This is a genomic window from Niallia sp. 01092 (assembly GCF_052318935.1).
Taxonomy (GTDB): Bacteria; Bacillota; Bacilli; order Bacillales; family Cytobacillaceae; genus Niallia.
Map to the genome: position 1 here is coordinate 110,284 of NZ_JBQRKO010000003.1, position 18,477 is coordinate 128,760.

Here is an 18,477-nt window from a genome sequence, read left to right on the forward strand (position 1 = left end):
ATATTTACCATCAGGTAGAATTTTTGTTTTTGGACAGCACCGTTTCTATTAGGAATTGATTTTTTCACTATGTTTTTATTAATCCATCATTTATTGATAATCCTGTTCACAAGAAACGATACTATTATAGTTTACCTTAGAAGGTAAAGCCCCAATCTTTGTTGCGACCATTCCACCTAATAAATTTCCAAGTTGAACATATCTTTTTAATTCTTCCAGGGAAGTTGGCAATCCTTGTTCATAAATATTATAAAGAATGGCGGCCATAAAAGCATCGCCAGCCCCATTCGTATCTTTTGCTTCAATCGTCTCTCCATTTACTTTTATAGCTTGATGAGAAAGCAGCCCATAGGCCCCTTTTTCTCCCATTGTAATGAAAATAACAGGGATATTATATTGCTCCAGCGCTTTTAGTCCCTCTTCTACTGTTTGCACTTCAAATAAAAATAATAATTCTTCTTCTGATAGTTTTAATACATCCAATGCATGGAAAAACTGTTTTATTGTATTTCTGCATTCTTGCTCACTTTTCCATCTTTGTAATCGTATATTTGCATCAAAACTTACGATAAGTTGATTGGCCTTTGCAAATTTTATTGCTTTTTCTGTTGCTTTTCGTGCTTGCAGATGAAAGAGTGTACCCGATCCAAAATAAAAAATCTTTTTATTTTGAAATGCTTCTACGACAATATCTTCCTCTTTAACTACATCATCAGGTGTATTATTTATATAGGAATGGAAATGTCGCTCTCCTTTATCATCTAAATGAACATAAACACCACATATTTCTTTTTCAGAAGAAAAAACACTATACTTTAAATGTATCGATTCTTTTTCCATTTCTTGTTGGACAAAAAGACTATCTTCATATTTGCCTAATTTCGTTACATAATAACTTTGGATTCCTAAACGGCTTACATGCACCGCAACATTAACCGACGCACCACCTAGTTTCTTTTTAAATTCATCATTATTCCTATTTGTGGAGATATAATCAATAAATGCATCTCCTAATGAAACAATTCCCTGTTTTTTCAATAGTATCTTCCTTTATCATATTTTCTATGAAACTATCATACTAAAATCTCCTCTTATTTACCAAACCATCTTTTTACCAATTATTATTTCTTGAAACTTTCCAACCAATTTTTCCGTTAGAAGGTATGTACTGTATCTAATAATTTTTTATGGCTGTTTTCTAAAAGTTTGTTGTTTTTGAATAAAACAATAAACATGGTTGAAGCACTGAGCAGCCTGAATACATGTAGACTCCTGCGGGGAATGCGAGAAAGACGAGACCCCACAGGAGCGTATGCGACGAGGAGGCTCGGCACTCGTCCGCGGAAAGCGAAGTGTATTCAGGCTGCGGGGTAAATAACAACAATCTATACGAAAAGAGCCTTTTTTATTCACTTTTAAAAAAAAAATGGGAGTGTTTCTTTTGAATTAAATTTGTTATGATATGGTAGGACATATCTGCACGAAACAGTAAATATAAATAATAAAAACTATAAGAGAATCAATAGGAGTGAATAGATTGAACGATTTATGGAATATCATTGTTGCCATTATTTTAGGTATTGTAGAAGGGCTGACAGAGTTTGCCCCAGTTTCCTCGACAGGTCATATGATTATTGTCGATGACTTATTATTAAAATCAAAAGAAATTTTTTCGGAAGAAGTAGCCAATACATTTAAAGTAGTCATTCAGCTGGGCTCTATTTTAGCCGTTGTTATTTTATTTAAAGACCGTTTTTTAAATCTTTTAGGCCTGAAAAAAGACATTAATGGACAAAAAATAATAGGACATAAATTAAGCTTAGTGCAAATCTTTATTGGCTTGCTTCCAGCTGGGATACTAGGTGTCTTATTTGAAGACTATATTGATGAACATCTATTTACGATACATACAGTCGTATATGCGTTAATTGGCGGCGCTATTTTAATGATTATCGCTGATTTTGCACAAAAAAGAAGAGTAGCATCTGTTGAAACAGTCGACAAAATCACCAATAAACAAGCATTTTTAATCGGACTTTTCCAGTGTATTGCCTTATGGCCAGGATTTTCCCGCTCCGGGTCCACTATTTCTGGCGGGGTATTACTAGGGTTAAGCCACCGTGCCGCTGCTGACTTTACGTTTATTATGGCAGTTCCGATTATGGCTGGAGCAAGCTTTATATCATTACTGAAACACTGGGAATCTATCACAATGGATACACTGCCATTTTTTATTGCAGGCTTTATCAGTGCTTTTATCTTTGCCATCATCTCTATTCGTTTCTTTCTGAAACTAATAGACAAAATCAAATTATTCCCATTTGCGATTTATCGAATTGTACTAGCTGTTATCATTATTCTTGTCTTTTTTTAATTTCTATACTAATAAGAAAAGCGGAAGCGCCTTGATCAGCTCTGAAGAAAAATGTTCACATGACTCAAAAAGTGCTTTTTACTTTTAGAGGCATGGGGTTATTTTTCACAAGAGCTAGGCGCTGGAGCTAAACACTAAACTAGGTTCGAAATTTTATACTTTCTTATCTTATAAGAAAAGCGGAAGCGCCCTTGCTCATCGACAGAAAAAGCTGAGGTCCACAGGATGTGGATTACACAATCGTTGCCACAGGACGTGGCGGTTTTAGATTGTGTACCTTTCAGAGATAAAGGAAACACGAAGAGCTTAGCGATTCGATGTTGACTTATCGTAGACGAGGTGAGGGAAGCGTTGAAGTCGATAGGGCGCTGGGGCTAGACACCCATCAGACTTCAGAAAACTTATACTTTCTTATCTTTTGAAAAAAGTCATCCTATTTACATAAAGGGATGGCTTTTTATTTATCGATATTTTGCATAGTTATAAAGACTCATTTTGAAAATATTAGAAAAATGAACAAGAATTTTCTTCCCATAATAACATTATTTTGGTAACATCCTTAAAGTAGCAAAAATGCAAGGAGTTAACAAAAATGACTGTTGTACTAGAAAACAATGATTCTGATACTTTATTAACTTATATTAATACATTACGACAAGATTTAATTGAAGTTGGCTTAGATCATGGGCTTACAAGTAGAGAAACGATTCAACTGAGCCAAAAACTAGATTATTATCTTAACCAATATCAACAAATTATTTACAATAAATAATTTTAGGAATGTAATTCCTAGCTATTATTATTTTTTCCTATTCTCCTTTGAGGACCATTTTTCACTTGGAGTATATCTAGCAGGAAAATAAAAACTGGTATACCGACGATTAATCCCCATATACCAAAAAAATGTTCTGAAAAAATAAGGACAATAAACGTAAAAAATACTGGCAAATCTGTCTTAGAAGACATTAGTTTTGGATTTAATATATACGCTTCTATCCCGTGAATGATCATAATAAGAATAACAATCGTCATTACTTGTGTTATTCCACCTACTGTATAAGCAATTGTAGCTAATGGAATTAAAGAAAGGATAACCCCTGCAACTGGAATAAGCCCAAGAAAAAAAATCATAATAGCAATCCCAAATAATTGTGGAAACCCCAAAAAATACAATGCCAAAGTAGTAAAAGTACAATTAAATAGAGCAATAATAAATTGCGCCTCTATTACTTTTCCGAAAGTTCCCACAAACTTTTTTCCAAAATACATAAATTCATCATAAATCACCGCAATTCTACTATTGCTAAAATGATGAGAAAACCGTTTTAACTTTTCCTTTTCCAATATAAAAATAAAACTTAATACCATTGCCAAAAAAAACTGCAAACTTATTTCCCCTACCCCTGTAAAATATTGGAATAAAAAAGAAAAGCCTTGTTGTAAATAAGTAGAGATATGATAGTTTCGAATGATATGTACGAGATAATTAAAGACAATATTTTCATGCGTATTCGTATAAAAATCAATGATTTGTTTAATAAGCTGTATAATTTCGGTCAATATAATCGGTAAATACAAACTGATTCCAACAATTAATATTCCTATAACAAGCAAATATAAAAGGATAGCGATGATAGAACGTTTGATTGGAATTCTACTTGCGAAAATAGTCACAAATCGATCCATTAAAAAAGAAAAAATCACGGTAAATAAAATAAGATTAATCATATCTTGTACGGCATAAAGCGTAAATGCAAATAAAACAAGAATTAGAAACCGTTTCAAATCCTTGTTAAGCACAAACCTAGAAAAATAATCCATTTAAAAGACTCCTGACCATTGGTGAATAGCTTCTTCTGTTATGTGTGTTCCATTTATAATCCTTTTACTACCATTATTTACGAATATGGAAAAAATAACAAGATATATTTTATTAAATTCTATCCTTATCCTATAAAAAAGGCATCACGTCTCCAAATAAGTTTTGGAGCGGATGCTTTTTTTTACTTCACTTCATATAAATATACACGCCAATATCCTTTTTTTGTTTCAAATGTTTTACGAAACTCTAAATTCGTTTCCTTCGCATTTTCAATCGGAACAGCTGACAGTACAAAACGTCCTCCCATTTTTTTCAGCTGATCTGTATTTAGATTTAAGTCGTGAATAACTTTCTTTGAGTTTTTGGAGAATTGATAATGTTTTCCTAATTCATCGACAAAGATATAACATCTTCCTCCCCAATAATCGAAGTATTCACGAAGCGCTTTATTTTTGTTTAATTCAGGCTCGATTATTTTTCGGAACTCCAGTTTATACCGCAAAGGATACATATTGCTGTAAGAATCAATTGTATAAAAGCCATTATATTGGGCGACATCAGGATGCATGCCAATGCTGACTACTCGATATTGATCCATTGGAAGACCAATATAGTTTTTTATTTGCGTAAATTCTTCTTTTGCAAAGTATTGACCATAGCTTGGCTGTTTGCTGTATTTCACTTCTTCGTTATTTGGCACTAATACGAGCAACTGAAGAAAAACAAGTACATAGACGACTTTTTTTCCTAGACTCCCCATCTTCCATATCATTTTTAAAGACAGCGCAAATAAAACATAAATGATCATCGGTCTTAAATAGTGAAATCTAGCAAAATTAAAGGTTGTTAAAATACTAATTCGCTCTTTTAATGGCTGCCAGCCTTCAAAAAACCAAAATGCATACCAAGTGGATAGCAGAATGTTGAGTAGATGAAGCCAAAGAAATAGCTTATGCTCCTTCCATGTTTTTTTCCATAACACGATAACGAAGCAGAAAAGAGTTAGCGGGAGAATGATATACGTATGAATCGTTCTATCTTGATTATGACTAATCACATAGTTTTTTCCAATCAATCTAATTGTCTCCCACAACGTTAGTTTCGACTGGTAAAAAACATTTCGGTTGGTTAATTCTTGGGCTGGTGTAATCATCGATGCTACTAATCGGTAATCAATTAATAAATAAATAAGCAGCATATATAAAATGGATAAGAAAAAAGCCATATTCCATTTTTTTGTTTTGATTACATCATATAGCCATACACATCCAATTGCGGCAAGAAAATAAAAGAATCCGATGACAAATGTCGAGAAAAAAGGCAAAACAGTTAATACGATGTAATTTTTCCAATGCCGATCCCCGTTGCGAATATTAAGGAAACTCCAAAGTGCCAATGGCATTCCAAGAATACTTAACATGCCTGACGGCCAATAAGGAGTTAATGCAAAAGTAAGGGCTGCCCCAATTATAATAAAAGAAAACCCCTTCTCTTTTACCACATATTTTTTCAAAAGGAAATACATTCCTAAAAAAGCAATAAATCTTGTGATTGCTTGACTGATACCATATGCAATGACAGGCGGAAATAGTTGAAATAAAAAAACCATCGCATAATACTCAGAATAAAAAGTATCTCTCGAAAAGTTGCCGTTCATAATTTGTTCCATTGGTGTATTTAAAGGTGCAAATAACTGGCCGCTGTCCTTTAAAACTTGATACCAGCCTAAGTTAGAATCTAAATTATCATGCATTCGCATATGAGCATGTTCATTTAACAAAAAATAGGGGGCTACCCATAATGAAATAATAATAAGTGCACTAATTATATAAATTTTTTCTTTTTTTCCTTGTTGATCAATCATTATTAACTCCTTGGTTCTTGCTTGTATTTATGTGGAAATACAATATATTTTTGTCCTAAATAGTTAAGAATGGTATATAATCCACTTCCAAATAATACCGCAATTTCTTCTGTATAACCCGCTGGTATTGCAAGCATTTTCACTATTTCTTCTACTATTTCTAAACCAATTTTATAAGCAGAGATATAGGATAGAATAATCACAATGGCAAAACGAATACTGCTCCCCATAAAGGGAGCTTTGCTTTGAAAGGTAAATCGTTTATTTAAAAAATAACTCACGCAGGCTCCAAGACAATTTCCAATAATCGTAGAAGTCCAGTAGTTTAATTGTAAGAAGCTTAAACAAGTATACGTAATCGATAAGCCAACTAAAGTATTTATGACACCAATAAAAAGAAATTTAATAAAAGGATGCTGCAACATTATGCATGTACCTTTGTCTTAGGTTTTTCTTCGGTGCGTTTAGGACATAAATTATGTTCAATAATATAGCGAGGACGTTGCTTTACTTCTTCATATATTTTTCCAATATATTCTCCTATTAGGCCAATACTCATTAATAAAAGGCCTCCGATCAACCAAATGGAAATCATTAATGAAGCCCATCCAGATTCTGTATCGCCCATAAATTTTTCAATCAGAACATAAGCCCCAGCAATAAAACTAATAAAAAAAGATAAAAATCCAATAATGGTGATAAAACGGATTGGTTTCACACTAAAAGAAGTTAAACCGTCAAATGCAAACGCAAGCATTTTCGCCAGTGGATATTTGGATTCGCCTGCTTCACGTGCTTTTCGTTCATAATAAACTTTTGTCGATTTAAACCCTAATAAAGGAACTATGCCTCTTAAAAATAGATTCGTTTCTTGAAAACGCAGCATTTCCGTTAAAGCACGTTTACTTAATAAACGATAATCAGCATGATTGTAAACAAGTGACAAGCCTAACTTGCCCATCAGCTTGTAAAAGCCTTCGGCAGTGGTTCTTTTGAAAAAACTATCGGTTTCTCGTTTGCTTCTTACTCCATACACCACATCAAAACCGTTCAAATATTGTATTACAAACTCTTTTATTACGGTTGTATCATCTTGAAGGTCCGCATCAATGCTAATCACACAATCAGAAAATTTTGCAGCTTCTTCCAAACCGGATAACAGTGCTTTTTGATGCCCAAAATTTCTGGAAAGCTTTATCCCACTTACATAAGAATCTAAGCGACAAGCCGCTTCAATTTTTTCCCATGTGGAATCTTTGCTGCCGTCATCAATAAATAATAACTGGCTTTTTTCACTAACTAAATCTTCGTCGATTAAGTTATGCAGCACATCCTTTAAATGAGCATACGTGGTGTCAAATACTTCTTCTTCGTTATAGCATGGTACTGCAATCGTTAAAACTGTTTCATTCATATTAAAGACCTACCCTCTTCTAACTAAATACATGTATTTTATCTCGGAAAAACATAACTAACTATAGGATCTACTATTTCTTCCATAACAACTTGTATTAAAGAATTTTCCAAGTTTTTCACTTAATGGTTTATTTTTCAACAAGACTCTTTTTGTATAGATTGTTGTTATTTAACCCACAGCCTGAATACACTTCGCTTTCCGCGGGGCGAGCGCCGAGCCGCTTCGTCGTTTCACTCCTGCTTTCTTCTCGCCTGTCTCGCTAATCCCGCAGGAGTCTACGTGTATTCAGGCTGCTCAGTAATTCTATAAGGTTTTTCAACTTATTAAAAAGCAACAAACTTTTAGAAAACAGCCTTCAACAAAAAGTTGCCAGTTGGAATTTTCTTCATTATCGGGGATTATTGTAACATACATTATAAACATTTGATAAATATTTATTAAATTATCGATGTTTTAATAAGGGAAAAACCTAAAGCGATTAGAAAAGAATCTCCATCGTTTTAGGTTTCTTTTGTTAACGCTTTTTTTGTATAGATTGTGTTATTTAACCCGCAGCCATGTTTATTATTATTTTATTCAAAAACAACAAACTTTTAGAAAACAACCTTTGTTAAAGATGAGCTTAGGAAATTCCCCTCATTGCTTTATTTCTTTAGCTACAATATTTACAAACTCTTTTTCCCTCTATAAATTTCCAATTAATTTGGTCTTTTATACGGCCACCAGTTGGCTTCTCCAAAATTCTTCACCATTACTGGTATAAACAAAGGCAAAATGACAAAAGCGTACAATGCTAACCCTGCTAAAACAATGCTGGCGATTTGCAGTAAGGACAGCATACCAGATGGCATCATTGCTCCAAATGTACCGCCTAAAATGATTGCAGCAGAAATAATGACGGTGCCCATTTTTTTCATCGCTTCTAACATTGCCTCTGCAACTGATAGACCACGATACTCATTAAAACGATCCATTAAAAAGATGCTGTAATCAACGCCTAATGCTACTAATATTACAAATCCAAAGAAAGGAACAACCCAACTAATCCCTGAATATCCTAATAGTTTGACATAGATTGCTTCATTTATTCCCATTGCAGTATAAAAGGATAGGATCAAAGATCCAATTATATATGCAGGCATAATAATCGAACGGAATAAAAAGACCAGTATAACAGAAATCCCCAGCAGCATGAAGACAACTGTACGAGAATAGTCTTCATGCGAAATTGTCCGTAAATCAGCATTTGTACTCGTTATGCCACCAATCGCCACCTCTGCATTTTCCAATTTCGTTCCTTTTGTCACTCTGCTCACTGCATCTTTTAATTCATCTACCTGATTAATTGCTTCATTTGAATAAGGATTAGCAGCAAAGATAACATCCAAAGTCATTATTTTACGATCTTTAGACATATACGTATTGATAGATTCGGCAAAATCGTTGCTTTCCAGTACTTCCTGTGGTATATAAAAGCTGTCTTTATTATGCTGAGATAAACCAGATAAATAATTTGTTGCCGAACCTATTCCTCCCGATACTTTATCTAAACCTTCCACACTTTGATTCAGTCCATCAGATAATTGCTTGATTTGACCGTCTATATTACTAAATCCATTTAATAATTGTTTTTGACCATCATTAATGCTGCTTAAACCATTGGTTAATTTGGGCATAATGGAAACAATTTTACCTTGACCATCTGCTAGTTGGTTTAATCCTTTTTGCTGTGCTTCAATTCCTTCGATTAATTGTTCTAATCCGGTTCCGAGTAATGCTTGATTTTTCACTACTTCAGCGTATATGCTATTTCCCTGCTTTATTCCTGTTTGCAATTGATTTTGCAATTGAGATAAACTAGTATTTAACCCTGTAATACCCTGTACCACTTGTGGCAATTGAGGTTGTGTGGTTAACAATGCATTTTTTATTACTTGATATGCCTGTTCCTCATCGAGTCCATTATATTTTTGTTCTAAGTAGCCAAAAGATTCGCTTGGTATTTGATTGATGTCACCCGACAGTTCTTCTAATTTCGCTCCTATTTTTTGATTCTGAGTTATAATGTTGAATAAATTTGTATCGATTTCCTCATAGCCTGGCTGCAAGTTTTGATGTGTTGCCAATAATTTTTCAGCGCCAGTTTTTGCATCTTCTAACACTTGAATAATCTGTTCAGATTTAGCTGAACCTTGACGGATTCCATCTTCAATTTTCATTAAATTGGTTTGAATTTCTGTTAAACCTGATTGAATGCCGGAAGTACCGCTTATTAAATCATTTATGCCTTTTGAAGTATTAGTTAATTTGGGTTCAAATTTAGAGAGCTCACTGCCTGAATAATGAAGGCCATTACTAATTTTATCTAATCCTTGTTTTCCTTTCTCAAGCCCTTCTTCTAAACTTTGTGCTTGTGTTCCTACATATAATTTTTCAATTGGTTCTCCTGTAGGATGTGTAACAGAACGCACTTTATCTACATGCTCTAACTTTGCTAATTCTTTGTTTAAATTTTCAGCTAATCCTATGTATTCTATTGAATCCATTTTTTCATCATTTTTTATTACAATTGTGGAAGGGTTCGATTTTCCAGGTCCAAAGCTATCTGCTATTGCATTAAATGCATTAATAGAAGAAACTTTATCACTAATTTCATCCAATGAGTTGAAAGAAAGTTTTCCATCATATGTCATGAGAAAAGGTACACAAATTACCGCCACAATCAGTAAAGTAAGAAGCGGTCTAGTTAAGGAAAATTTTCCTGTGATTGCCCAGATTTTACTGTCCTCATGTTTTGTACTGGACTTAGACGGCCAAAATATGTTCGGACCAAGAACAAACATAAAAAACGGCACCAATGTAAACAAGGCGATTAATAATAACGCTACCCCGACAGCAACAGCAGAAGCAGACTGGTATAGCTTAAATTTTGAAAATCCGATAGCTGCAAATCCAATCATAACGGCCATGCTGCTGAAAAAAACCGTTCGACCAGCGGTTTTGTATGTTTCCAATATTGCTTCAACTATACTTTCTCGATGGGAAAATTCTTCTTTAAAACGGGATAATAAAAGAATACAATAATCTGTTCCAATTCCAAATAACACTGCTACTAAAAATATTTGTGTATAATTTGAAATGGGAAAATTACATTTATCGACAAGAATAGCAACAATCGATTGAGATGCTAAATAAGAAACACCAACGGTAATTAATGGTATAAGCGGTGCAATAATAGACCGGAAAATGATCAATAATACCGCTAGAATAAATATAACCGTAATACCTTCCGTTTTCTTTAACCCTTCTTGGAAGCCTTTGGTTATATCGCGATTAATCATCCAATTACTCGTATAGTAATGTTCCACATCGTAACCTTTAATTGCAGCATATAATGCATCACTTACTTCATCTCGATCTCTATCATTCCAACTAAAGGACAGCAATACTAAGATTGTTTTTCCATCTTTTGAAAAAAGCTGATCTTTTAAATTTTCATCTATGAAATGGGAATGTATTTCTGTAATGCCTAATTGTTTTTTATCACCTTCTAATTTATGTAACGCCTTTTTCGCCTCAGCTATTTCCTTGTTCGTTAACTTTTTATCATCTTGAAAAACAAGGGCGACTGTTGATTGATCACCAATATTCTTTTGCTTTTGTATTTCCTTTATTATGTTTCTTGCTTGTGCAGAACTATAATTATTAGGAATACTTAATTGTCCTTTTTCTCTTACTAAATCAGCAATATTTGGCGCTAGAAAAAATAAACCTATAATAACAACAAGCCATGCAAAGGGAATAAACCATCTCCCTTTTAAAATAGTATTCACTCTGTCTCCTCCTCTACTATTTCTTAGTTTTCTACAATTAATTTATCCTCATAGGTAGTTAAAAAAATGTTAATTCTGTTTCATCGAATGGATTAGTAATGGATTCTTATAACGATGTATTCTTTCTTCCATCTTTTTAAAAACAGAATATCCTTTCTCTGTAATCGTTAAATAGACTACACTCGTTCTTTATAACGAACTTAAAATATCACCAGTTTCCAATCTAATCAGGTTTTCCAGTTTCCTATTAACAAAAATTTAATATATTCATAACGATCTACTATTATCTTTAATTTTCTGATTTTAACTTTTTTCCTTTTTACTGTCAATTATAAATTCATTTTTTCACTTATTTGTCATAAATCGATATGTATCTTTTATACTAAGCATATATAAAAAGGAATCGAAAAGATGAATAAAGATTGTCGTTTCACTACAATAGGAAAACGTTTTCTACTATCATGTCTATGCTATAATGGGGAAAAACAGGATATTTTGGAGGAATTATGGAGAAATTTGAAATGAAAAATACTTTAATGGAAGCCTTAGGAATTGAAATTAAAGAAGTAAAAAAGGATGGTACATGTATTGCTACCATGCCGGTTGACTCTCGCACGAAACAGCCTTTTGGCTATTTGCATGGAGGAGCATCTGTTGCGTTGGCAGAAACAGTTGCAAGCCTTGGTGCTGCTAGTCTGGTAGATTTACAGACACAGGCTGTTTTCGGTCAAGAAATTAACGCTAATCATATTGCTTCCAAAAAAGACGGAATGGTGACAGCCATTGCAACGGTTATTCATCAAGGCAGAACTAGTATGGTATATGAAACGAAAATTATTGATGAAGATGAAAAATTAATCAGCATTTCTCGCTGTACGATTGCAGTTGTCACGAAGAGAAAATAAAATGAAACTTCCTTCAGGAGGAAAAAGTCTAGCAAACAAATTTTGTTCATTTATTACCTAACAGAAGCAAAGGACGTGTACGTATTGTTTGAAAATCGTGATGATCAAAATCTAAAAAGCGACATGCGTCGCAGCAGTCTGCGTGCTGATTGTGAGAACTGCTTCGGCTTATGCTGTGTTGCACTGCCCTTCGCCGCTTCTGCAGATTTTGCAATCGATAAAGACGCTTGCAAACCTTGTCCCAATTTACAATTAGATTTCCGGTGCGGCATTCACAAAAGCCTCAGACAGCAAGGTTATAAAGGTTGTACAGTTTTCGACTGTTTCGGTGCAGGTCAAAAGGTTTCTAAAGTTACTTTCGAAGGAGTTGACTGGAGGGAAAGTGCAGAAACGGCAAAAAAAATGTTTGATCTGTTCCCCATTATGCAACAACTTCATGAGATGCTCTGGTATCTTGCCGAAGCACTAACTTTAAAAGCATCTCGTTCCATTCATAAAGAACTTAGCTTCGTACTTGACGAGACAGAACGACTTACTCAACTTAGTCCCGATTCTCTCATGGAATTAAATGTTCCATCACATCGTGCAGAGGTAAATGCTCTGCTTTTAAAAACAAGTGAACTTGTACGGGCCGAGTCCCATCGCCAAAATAATAGTTATAAAAAAAGCAAAAAAACGGACCATAGAGGAGCGGATCTTATCGGGAAAAATCTTAAAGGGGCGAACCTTAAAGGAGCTAACTTAAGAGGAGCATATCTTATTGCAGCAGACCTCCGAGACGCAGATTTGAGAATGGCCGATCTTATTGGGGCTGATTTCCGAGACGCAGACTTAAGGGGAGCGGATCTCACTGAGAGTATTTTTCTCACCCAAGTTCAAATTAACTCAGCAAAGGGCGATGCACGCATAAAATTACCGCACTTGCTTTCTCGCCCAACACATTGGTCTAGGTGAGCATAAAAGCGTAAGTGACTGGAAACTGTCCAATAGAAGGGGTTTCATTTAGTAGAAGGAAAAGAAAAAGCTGACTCTAAAAAGTCGTTATTAACGACCTTTTGAGACAGCCTCTTCCCTAGTTTTCTTCTTAATTACTACTGTAAACCCTTGCTTCATATGGCTTTAATGACAAACTATTAACAGCAGGATGCTCCTCTACCTCATAGTTTGCAAGCAATAAATTTCTTGAATGCAGCTCTACTTCCTGACTATTAAATACGGCCTCAGATGAAGTCATATTCACTATTACTACGATTTTTTCATCATCTAATGTTCTTGTATAGGAAAATACTTCCTCATTTTCTTCATCGATTAAATCAAATGTTCCATACGTTAAAATTGGTCCAGATTTCTTTAATTCGATCATCTTTTTAAAATAATGATAAATGGAATAAGGATTCTGTTTTTGATTTTCTACATTTATGTCTATATAATTTGGATTTACCCCCATCCATGGAGCAACCGTAGAAAAACCAGCATACGGCTCACTTGACCACTGCATCGGTGTACGCGAATTATCACGGCTGGAAGACCAAATAATTTCCATTATTTCTTGGTGAGAAAGTCCTTCTTTTTGTTTTAGTTGATATAAATTTTTTGTTGCTACATCATCATATTCTTCAATTGTCGGAAACTGGACATTTGTCATGCCGATTTCCTGTCCTTGATAAATAAAAGGAGTTCCTTGCATAAAAAAGTACATCGTTGCTAAAGCTTTTGCACTTTCTTTCCAATACTCTTTATCATCTCCCCATGTGGATACGCTTCGAGTTTGGTCATGGTTTTCAATAAACAGGGCATTCCATCCTTTATTCTCAAGACCCTTTTGCCATTTATTTAAGACTTTTTTTAATTTTAATACATCTACTTTTTTCTTTTTATCTGCATCCCATAAATATAGGTGTTCAAATTGGAAAGCCATATTAAATTTCCCTTTTGTTTCACCTACCCATAATTCTGCTTCTTCGACTTTTACACCGTTGGCTTCCCCGACAGTCATAATGTCATATTTAGCGAATGTTTCCTTTTTCAACTCTTCCAAATATGGCTGAATTCCCTCTACATTCATATGTTTATCAAAGGAGGGGACATACTCTAGTTCTTCTGGATTTTCCATATCTTCGAGTCCATCTTCTTTTTTAATATGACTGATGGCATCAACTCTAAAGCCATCGATACCTTTATCCAGCCACCAATTAATCATTGTATATAACGCTTTTCTGACCTCTTCATTTTCCCAATTTAAATCCGGCTGTTTTTTCGAAAAAATATGTAAAAAGTATTGCTCCGTTTTTTCATCGTATTTCCATGCGGATCCGCCAAAAATACTTTCCCAATTGTTTGGCTCTTTGCCATTTTTTCCGTCTCTCCATATGTACCAATCTCTTTTTGCATTTTCTTTGGAAGAACGGGATTCAATAAACCAAGGATGTTCATCACTCGTATGATTAATTACTAAATCAATAATCAGCTTCATCCCTCTTTGATGAACTTCATTCAGCAATTGATCAAAATCCTCCATTGTTCCGAAGTCTGGCATTATATCTTGATAGTCGCTAATATCATAGCCATTATCATCATTTGGAGATTTATACATTGGACAAATCCAAATACAATCAATTCCTAATTCCTTTAAATAATCTAATTTTGAAATGATACCTTGTAAATCACCGATTCCGTCTCCATTCGAATCCATAAAACTTCTTGGATAAATTTGATAAGCAACTGCTTCTTTCCACCATTTTTGTGTTTCCATTCAAGATTTCCTCCTCTATTTTCTCAAGATTTTACTTCTCATAAAATATTTGGAATAGGGGAACAAGATTTTCTTTCCACCATTTTTGCAGGGATAATCATTTTTTTAGGCAGAGAATCAGAATTTTTCATATTATCTATTAAGCAATCAGCTGCTTCTATACCAAGCTGATAAATATTTATATCGATGGAAGTTAAAGAAGGCTTTATATGCTTAGCGACAATAATATTATTAAACCCAACAATTGATATATCTTCAGGAACAGATATATTCCATTCCTCTGCATAGCTAATCAGCTCAATTGCTACAAAATCGTCTGCAACTACTAGTGCTGTTGGAGGCACATCTTTTTGCAGCAGCTGCTGAAATTGCTTTTTAGCATTCACTTTCATCTCTTTATCATAAATAATAATCGATTCATCAAATGGAATATTTGCCTGCTCTAGTGCTTGTCTATACCCTTCTAAACGGTCAATTGTAAACACCATTTCCATATTAGCCCCTACAAATGCAATATGTTGATGCCCCATATTAATTAAGTATTCCGTAATTTGTTTTGTAATGGAAATATTATCGTTGTCGACATAGGTGATTTGTTCTGCATTGCTATATGGTCTTCCTATCACCGCAAAGGGAAATTTCACTTTTACTAAATAATCCATTACTTTATCATTCTTTTTACTGTACAAAAGGATAATGCCATCCACTCTCTTACCTTGTACCATTTGCACAACTTCTTGATAAATCTCCTCTTCTTCTGCGCCTGTTGTTAAATAAATTCCATACTTATTCTCACGGGCTTTTAAACTAATTCCTCGAATTACTTCTGGAAAAAAAGGATTTTCAAGCATCGATTCAGCAGAGTGAGGCATCACAATCCCAATGGCATTCGCTGATTTCACAACGAGACTTCTTGCTTGCAAGTTCGGATGGTACCCCAATTTTTCCATCGCTTCCCGAACTTTTCTTTTTGTTTCTTCACTTATTTTTGGATGGTTAGCAAGTACTCTGGAAACAGTTGATGGAGACACATTCGCCTCTTTGCCAACATCTTTGATTGTAATTGCCAAAACGCCCCTCTTCCTTTCGTTATCACTAAATGAAAATGTTGTTAAACCTTCCTATAATTCATATAAAAGGGATGTTTCCTATTATTTTGTTATATGTTTTCAAACACCAGTGCAAACGATTGCACTTAACGATATAAAAAATAATACCACAGGTCTATTAAATGAACAATATGCTGGTGTCTATTATTCACTATTCAAACAAGGTTTTCTTTTTCTTTTCGTCATGCATAAAAGTAGACATAAGGCATGATATTCAATTATATTTTGTTTATAGTTTTTTAGAAAGGAAGTGCTCTCATTGGCATCACTAAAAGGAAAAACAGCGCTTATTACTGGCGCAGGCAGAGGCATCGGCCGTGCAACTGCCATCGCACTTGCACAGGAAGGTGTTAATCTTGGTTTAGTTGGTTTAACTTTATCTAATTTAGAAAAAGTGGCAGAAGAAGTGAAACAATATGGCGTTTCTGTTTCGATTGCAACTGCAGATGTAGCAGACAATGCTTCTGTTATAGATGCTGTAAACCATATTACCTCTGAATTAAAACAAATTGATATATTAATCAACAGTGCTGGTATTGCGAAATTCGGCGGTTTCCTAGATCTTGCTACAGAAGAATGGGAAAATATTATCAAAGTGAATCTTCTTGGTACATACTATGTGACAAAAGCCGTTTTACCAGGCATGATCGAAAGAAAAGCGGGAGATATCATTAATATTTCCTCTACTGCAGGACAAAAAGGTGCGCCTGTAACTAGTGCGTACAGCGCCTCTAAATTTGCTGTACTAGGATTAACCGAATCGCTTATGTTAGAAGTGAGAAAACATAATATACGTGTAACTGCGTTAACACCAAGTACAGTTGCTACAGATATGGCTATCGATATAAATTTAACAGACGGCAATCCTGAGAAAGTTATGCAGCCAGAAGACTTAGCAGAATTAATGGTCGCACAATTAAAATTAAATCCACGCGTCTTTATTAAAACTGCTGGTATGTGGTCAACGAATCCGTAAACAGGCTAATAAAAAAAGGACATATAAGCATTCTTTTTAAGAAAAGAAGGCTATATGTCTTTTTATTGAAAATTACTAGAATTCTAGTTGCTGTCTTGTGTTGAAAAATATGGTAAAACTTCTTGCCCTAATTCATGAATTACTTCTTCCGCAGGTCTATTGCTATCGAATAATGCGAAGAATAGATGATTTACGCCTATTTCCTTATAGATATTTAATAGATCAATTAAAGCGTTTCTCCCAACCCGGAATCCAAGTCGTATAGGAGTTGGTCCTTCGTTTGGATCTTCCGATAAATCTAAATGCATTGGCTGCGTGAATGGCTTAAACACGCCTGGATGATAATGATCTACTAACTGTCTCCACTTTTTGATCGATTCTGCTTGTAGATGCGGACTCCGAGGATAATACATCCAGCCATCTCCATTTTCAGCAAACCAACTCATATCTTGCTGACTGTACCCAGTAATCATTGTAGGAATTTTTTTCGTTGGCTTAGGTACTAGATTTGCACCTGCAACTCCTCCTAATGATGAAGTAATCATAGGAAATTCTTTGTATAAGAGCTGATTGAGGTATTCAAAAGCTTCAACGAATCTTTTTCCTCTATTTTCGTGAGAGATCCCTAGTCCTAAAAAATCTGCTCTTCGATCACCAGACGATACACCCATAATGAGTCTTTCCGGAAACAAATTTTCTATCGTAGCTATCTCTTTTGCTACACGCAAAGGATGACGAAGTGACAGCACAACAGCGGATGTTCCTAATGCAATTTCTTTCGTCTTGCTTGCAAGATACGTTAAATAAATAAGCATATCATATATTTGTCCTGTTGCCGGATCCCCAAAAGAGGGATCTTGCAGCAGAACATCACGGAACCAAAGACTTGAGAAGCCATAGTTTTCTGCAAGTTGTGCTAGTTCGACCTGCTTCTCCATGGTAGGCGTTTGAAATTGATAATTCTCTAACGGTATATGCAAGCCAAGTGTTAGCTCAGCTTCTTTATACATTCGATTGAATGCTCGGTGTTCTTGTAAAAAATTCATTTCTTCCACTCCCTTCTTCTTTGTTTAAGCGCTATTAATGCACCTAAAAAAGAACCAATTGTAACAACTAATGATAAAATTAATTTATTTTTATTTAGCGATTGTTTTTTCATCATTTCTAGCATTTCTTCACGATTGTTCATTTAAAAGCTCCTTTAATTCAGGTTTCGTTTTTCCAAGGGCTGGTGTTCCTCCTTTTTTCTCTCTTGAATCTATAGCAATTGAGTCCATCAAACTCCGCCTTGTAATAGTAAATAATTATTCATGGACAACGTGATCAGGCGCCGTTCAAATTTTCATCACACTGCCTTTATGAATGTTATTATGTCGCATACAAAACAAAAAGAAAAGTACGTACTTTTTAGTAGTATAGGAACTA

15 protein-coding genes are annotated in these 18,477 nt (G+C 34.5%); 5 read left to right on the plus strand and 10 right to left on the minus strand.

Going from position 1 to position 18,477, the window contains the following annotated elements:
* Nucleotides 1–90: 90 nt before the first annotated feature.
* The gene (locus tag ACTXGU_RS04315) at nucleotides 91–1,038 is read right to left on the minus strand and encodes a carbohydrate kinase family protein (protein ID WP_443480270.1); all 948 of its coding nucleotides are present in this window, start codon (nucleotides 1,036–1,038) and stop codon (nucleotides 91–93) included.
* A gap of 499 nt (nucleotides 1,039–1,537) precedes the next feature.
* On the opposite strand from ACTXGU_RS04315, the gene ACTXGU_RS04320 reads away from it, so the two are divergent.
* Entirely contained in the window at nucleotides 1,538–2,374 is an 837-nt protein-coding gene (locus ACTXGU_RS04320) for an undecaprenyl-diphosphate phosphatase (protein ID WP_443480271.1), read from the plus strand.
* A 592-nt stretch (nucleotides 2,375–2,966) separates the two neighbouring features.
* Nucleotides 2,967–3,146, plus strand: coding sequence for a Spo0E family sporulation regulatory protein-aspartic acid phosphatase (locus ACTXGU_RS04325; RefSeq protein WP_443480272.1), 180 nt, complete (start codon nucleotides 2,967–2,969; stop codon nucleotides 3,144–3,146).
* A 17-nt stretch (nucleotides 3,147–3,163) separates the two neighbouring features.
* Here the strand turns inward: ACTXGU_RS04325 and ACTXGU_RS04330 are convergent, their stop codons facing one another.
* The 5 genes from ACTXGU_RS04330 to ACTXGU_RS04350 form a co-directional block, all read right to left on the minus strand.
* Nucleotides 3,164–4,195, minus strand: a complete 1,032-nt coding sequence (locus ACTXGU_RS04330; RefSeq protein ID WP_443480273.1) for an AI-2E family transporter — start codon at nucleotides 4,193–4,195, stop codon at nucleotides 3,164–3,166.
* Nucleotides 4,196–4,377: 182 nt separating this feature from the next.
* Nucleotides 4,378–6,060, minus strand: a complete 1,683-nt coding sequence (locus ACTXGU_RS04335) for a DUF6044 family protein (RefSeq protein WP_443480274.1) — start codon at nucleotides 6,058–6,060, stop codon at nucleotides 4,378–4,380.
* 2 nt (nucleotides 6,061–6,062) lie between these two features.
* Nucleotides 6,063–6,485 carry a GtrA family protein gene (locus ACTXGU_RS04340; protein ID WP_443480275.1) on the minus strand — a complete coding sequence of 141 codons (423 nt, stop codon included), beginning with the start codon at nucleotides 6,483–6,485 and terminating at the stop codon, nucleotides 6,063–6,065.
* Nucleotides 6,485–7,474, minus strand: coding sequence for a glycosyltransferase family 2 protein (locus tag ACTXGU_RS04345; protein WP_443480276.1), 990 nt, complete (start codon nucleotides 7,472–7,474; stop codon nucleotides 6,485–6,487). Before ACTXGU_RS04345 ends, ACTXGU_RS04340 begins: the two co-directional genes overlap by 1 nt.
* A gap of 701 nt (nucleotides 7,475–8,175) precedes the next feature.
* Nucleotides 8,176–11,310, minus strand: coding sequence for an MMPL family transporter (locus ACTXGU_RS04350; protein ID WP_443480277.1), 3,135 nt, complete (start codon nucleotides 11,308–11,310; stop codon nucleotides 8,176–8,178).
* A 506-nt stretch (nucleotides 11,311–11,816) separates the two neighbouring features.
* On the opposite strand from ACTXGU_RS04350, the gene ACTXGU_RS04355 reads away from it, so the two are divergent.
* Nucleotides 11,817–12,215 carry a hotdog fold thioesterase gene (locus tag ACTXGU_RS04355; RefSeq protein ID WP_443480278.1) on the plus strand — a complete coding sequence of 133 codons (399 nt, stop codon included), beginning with the start codon at nucleotides 11,817–11,819 and terminating at the stop codon, nucleotides 12,213–12,215.
* A 123-nt stretch (nucleotides 12,216–12,338) separates the two neighbouring features.
* Nucleotides 12,339–13,169 carry a pentapeptide repeat-containing protein gene (locus tag ACTXGU_RS04360; RefSeq protein ID WP_443480434.1) on the plus strand — a complete coding sequence of 277 codons (831 nt, stop codon included), beginning with the start codon at nucleotides 12,339–12,341 and terminating at the stop codon, nucleotides 13,167–13,169.
* Between the two features lie 130 nt (nucleotides 13,170–13,299).
* On the opposite strand, the gene ACTXGU_RS04365 is transcribed toward ACTXGU_RS04360, so the two are convergent.
* Together ACTXGU_RS04365 and ACTXGU_RS04370 are read right to left on the minus strand one after the other, a co-directional pair.
* A complete protein-coding gene (locus ACTXGU_RS04365; protein ID WP_443480279.1) occupies nucleotides 13,300–14,967 on the minus strand; it encodes a glycoside hydrolase family 13 protein in 1,668 nt (555 codons plus the stop codon).
* A gap of 38 nt (nucleotides 14,968–15,005) precedes the next feature.
* Entirely contained in the window at nucleotides 15,006–16,037 is a 1,032-nt protein-coding gene (locus tag ACTXGU_RS04370) for a LacI family DNA-binding transcriptional regulator (protein ID WP_443480280.1), read from the minus strand.
* A 298-nt stretch (nucleotides 16,038–16,335) separates the two neighbouring features.
* Here ACTXGU_RS04370 and ACTXGU_RS04375 point away from each other — a divergent pair, with 298 nt between their 5' ends.
* Nucleotides 16,336–17,052, plus strand: a complete 717-nt coding sequence (locus tag ACTXGU_RS04375) for a 3-ketoacyl-ACP reductase (protein ID WP_443480281.1) — start codon at nucleotides 16,336–16,338, stop codon at nucleotides 17,050–17,052.
* Nucleotides 17,053–17,135: 83 nt separating this feature from the next.
* On the opposite strand, the gene ACTXGU_RS04380 is transcribed toward ACTXGU_RS04375, so the two are convergent.
* Complete coding sequence (locus tag ACTXGU_RS04380) at nucleotides 17,136–18,098, minus strand: LLM class oxidoreductase (protein WP_443480282.1); 963 nt, start codon at nucleotides 18,096–18,098, stop codon at nucleotides 17,136–17,138.
* A complete protein-coding gene (locus tag ACTXGU_RS04385; RefSeq protein ID WP_443480283.1) occupies nucleotides 18,095–18,241 on the minus strand; it encodes a hypothetical protein in 147 nt (48 codons plus the stop codon). Before ACTXGU_RS04385 ends, ACTXGU_RS04380 begins: the two co-directional genes overlap by 4 nt.
* Nucleotides 18,242–18,477 lie beyond the last annotated feature (236 nt).

What these genes read in the sequence shown, in the direction of transcription:
- ACTXGU_RS04340 (WP_443480275.1), bottom strand. Translation starts at nt 6,485, where the DNA reads ATGTTGCAGCATCCTTTTATTAAATTTCTTTTTATTGGTGTCATAAAT.
- ACTXGU_RS04335 (WP_443480274.1), bottom strand. Translation starts at nt 6,060, where the DNA reads ATGATTGATCAACAAGGAAAAAAAGAAAAAATTTATATAATTAGTGCA.
- ACTXGU_RS04380 (WP_443480282.1), bottom strand. Translation starts at nt 18,098, where the DNA reads ATGAATTTTTTACAAGAACACCGAGCATTCAATCGAATGTATAAAGAA.
- ACTXGU_RS04345 (WP_443480276.1), bottom strand. Translation starts at nt 7,474, where the DNA reads ATGAATGAAACAGTTTTAACGATTGCAGTACCATGCTATAACGAAGAA.
- ACTXGU_RS04365 (WP_443480279.1), bottom strand. Translation starts at nt 14,967, where the DNA reads ATGGAAACACAAAAATGGTGGAAAGAAGCAGTTGCTTATCAAATTTAT.
- ACTXGU_RS04360 (WP_443480434.1), top strand. Translation starts at nt 12,339, where the DNA reads ATGCGTCGCAGCAGTCTGCGTGCTGATTGTGAGAACTGCTTCGGCTTA.
- ACTXGU_RS04325 (WP_443480272.1), top strand. Translation starts at nt 2,967, where the DNA reads ATGACTGTTGTACTAGAAAACAATGATTCTGATACTTTATTAACTTAT.
- ACTXGU_RS04385 (WP_443480283.1), bottom strand. Translation starts at nt 18,241, where the DNA reads ATGAACAATCGTGAAGAAATGCTAGAAATGATGAAAAAACAATCGCTA.
- ACTXGU_RS04330 (WP_443480273.1), bottom strand. Translation starts at nt 4,195, where the DNA reads ATGGATTATTTTTCTAGGTTTGTGCTTAACAAGGATTTGAAACGGTTT.
- ACTXGU_RS04355 (WP_443480278.1), top strand. Translation starts at nt 11,817, where the DNA reads ATGGAGAAATTTGAAATGAAAAATACTTTAATGGAAGCCTTAGGAATT.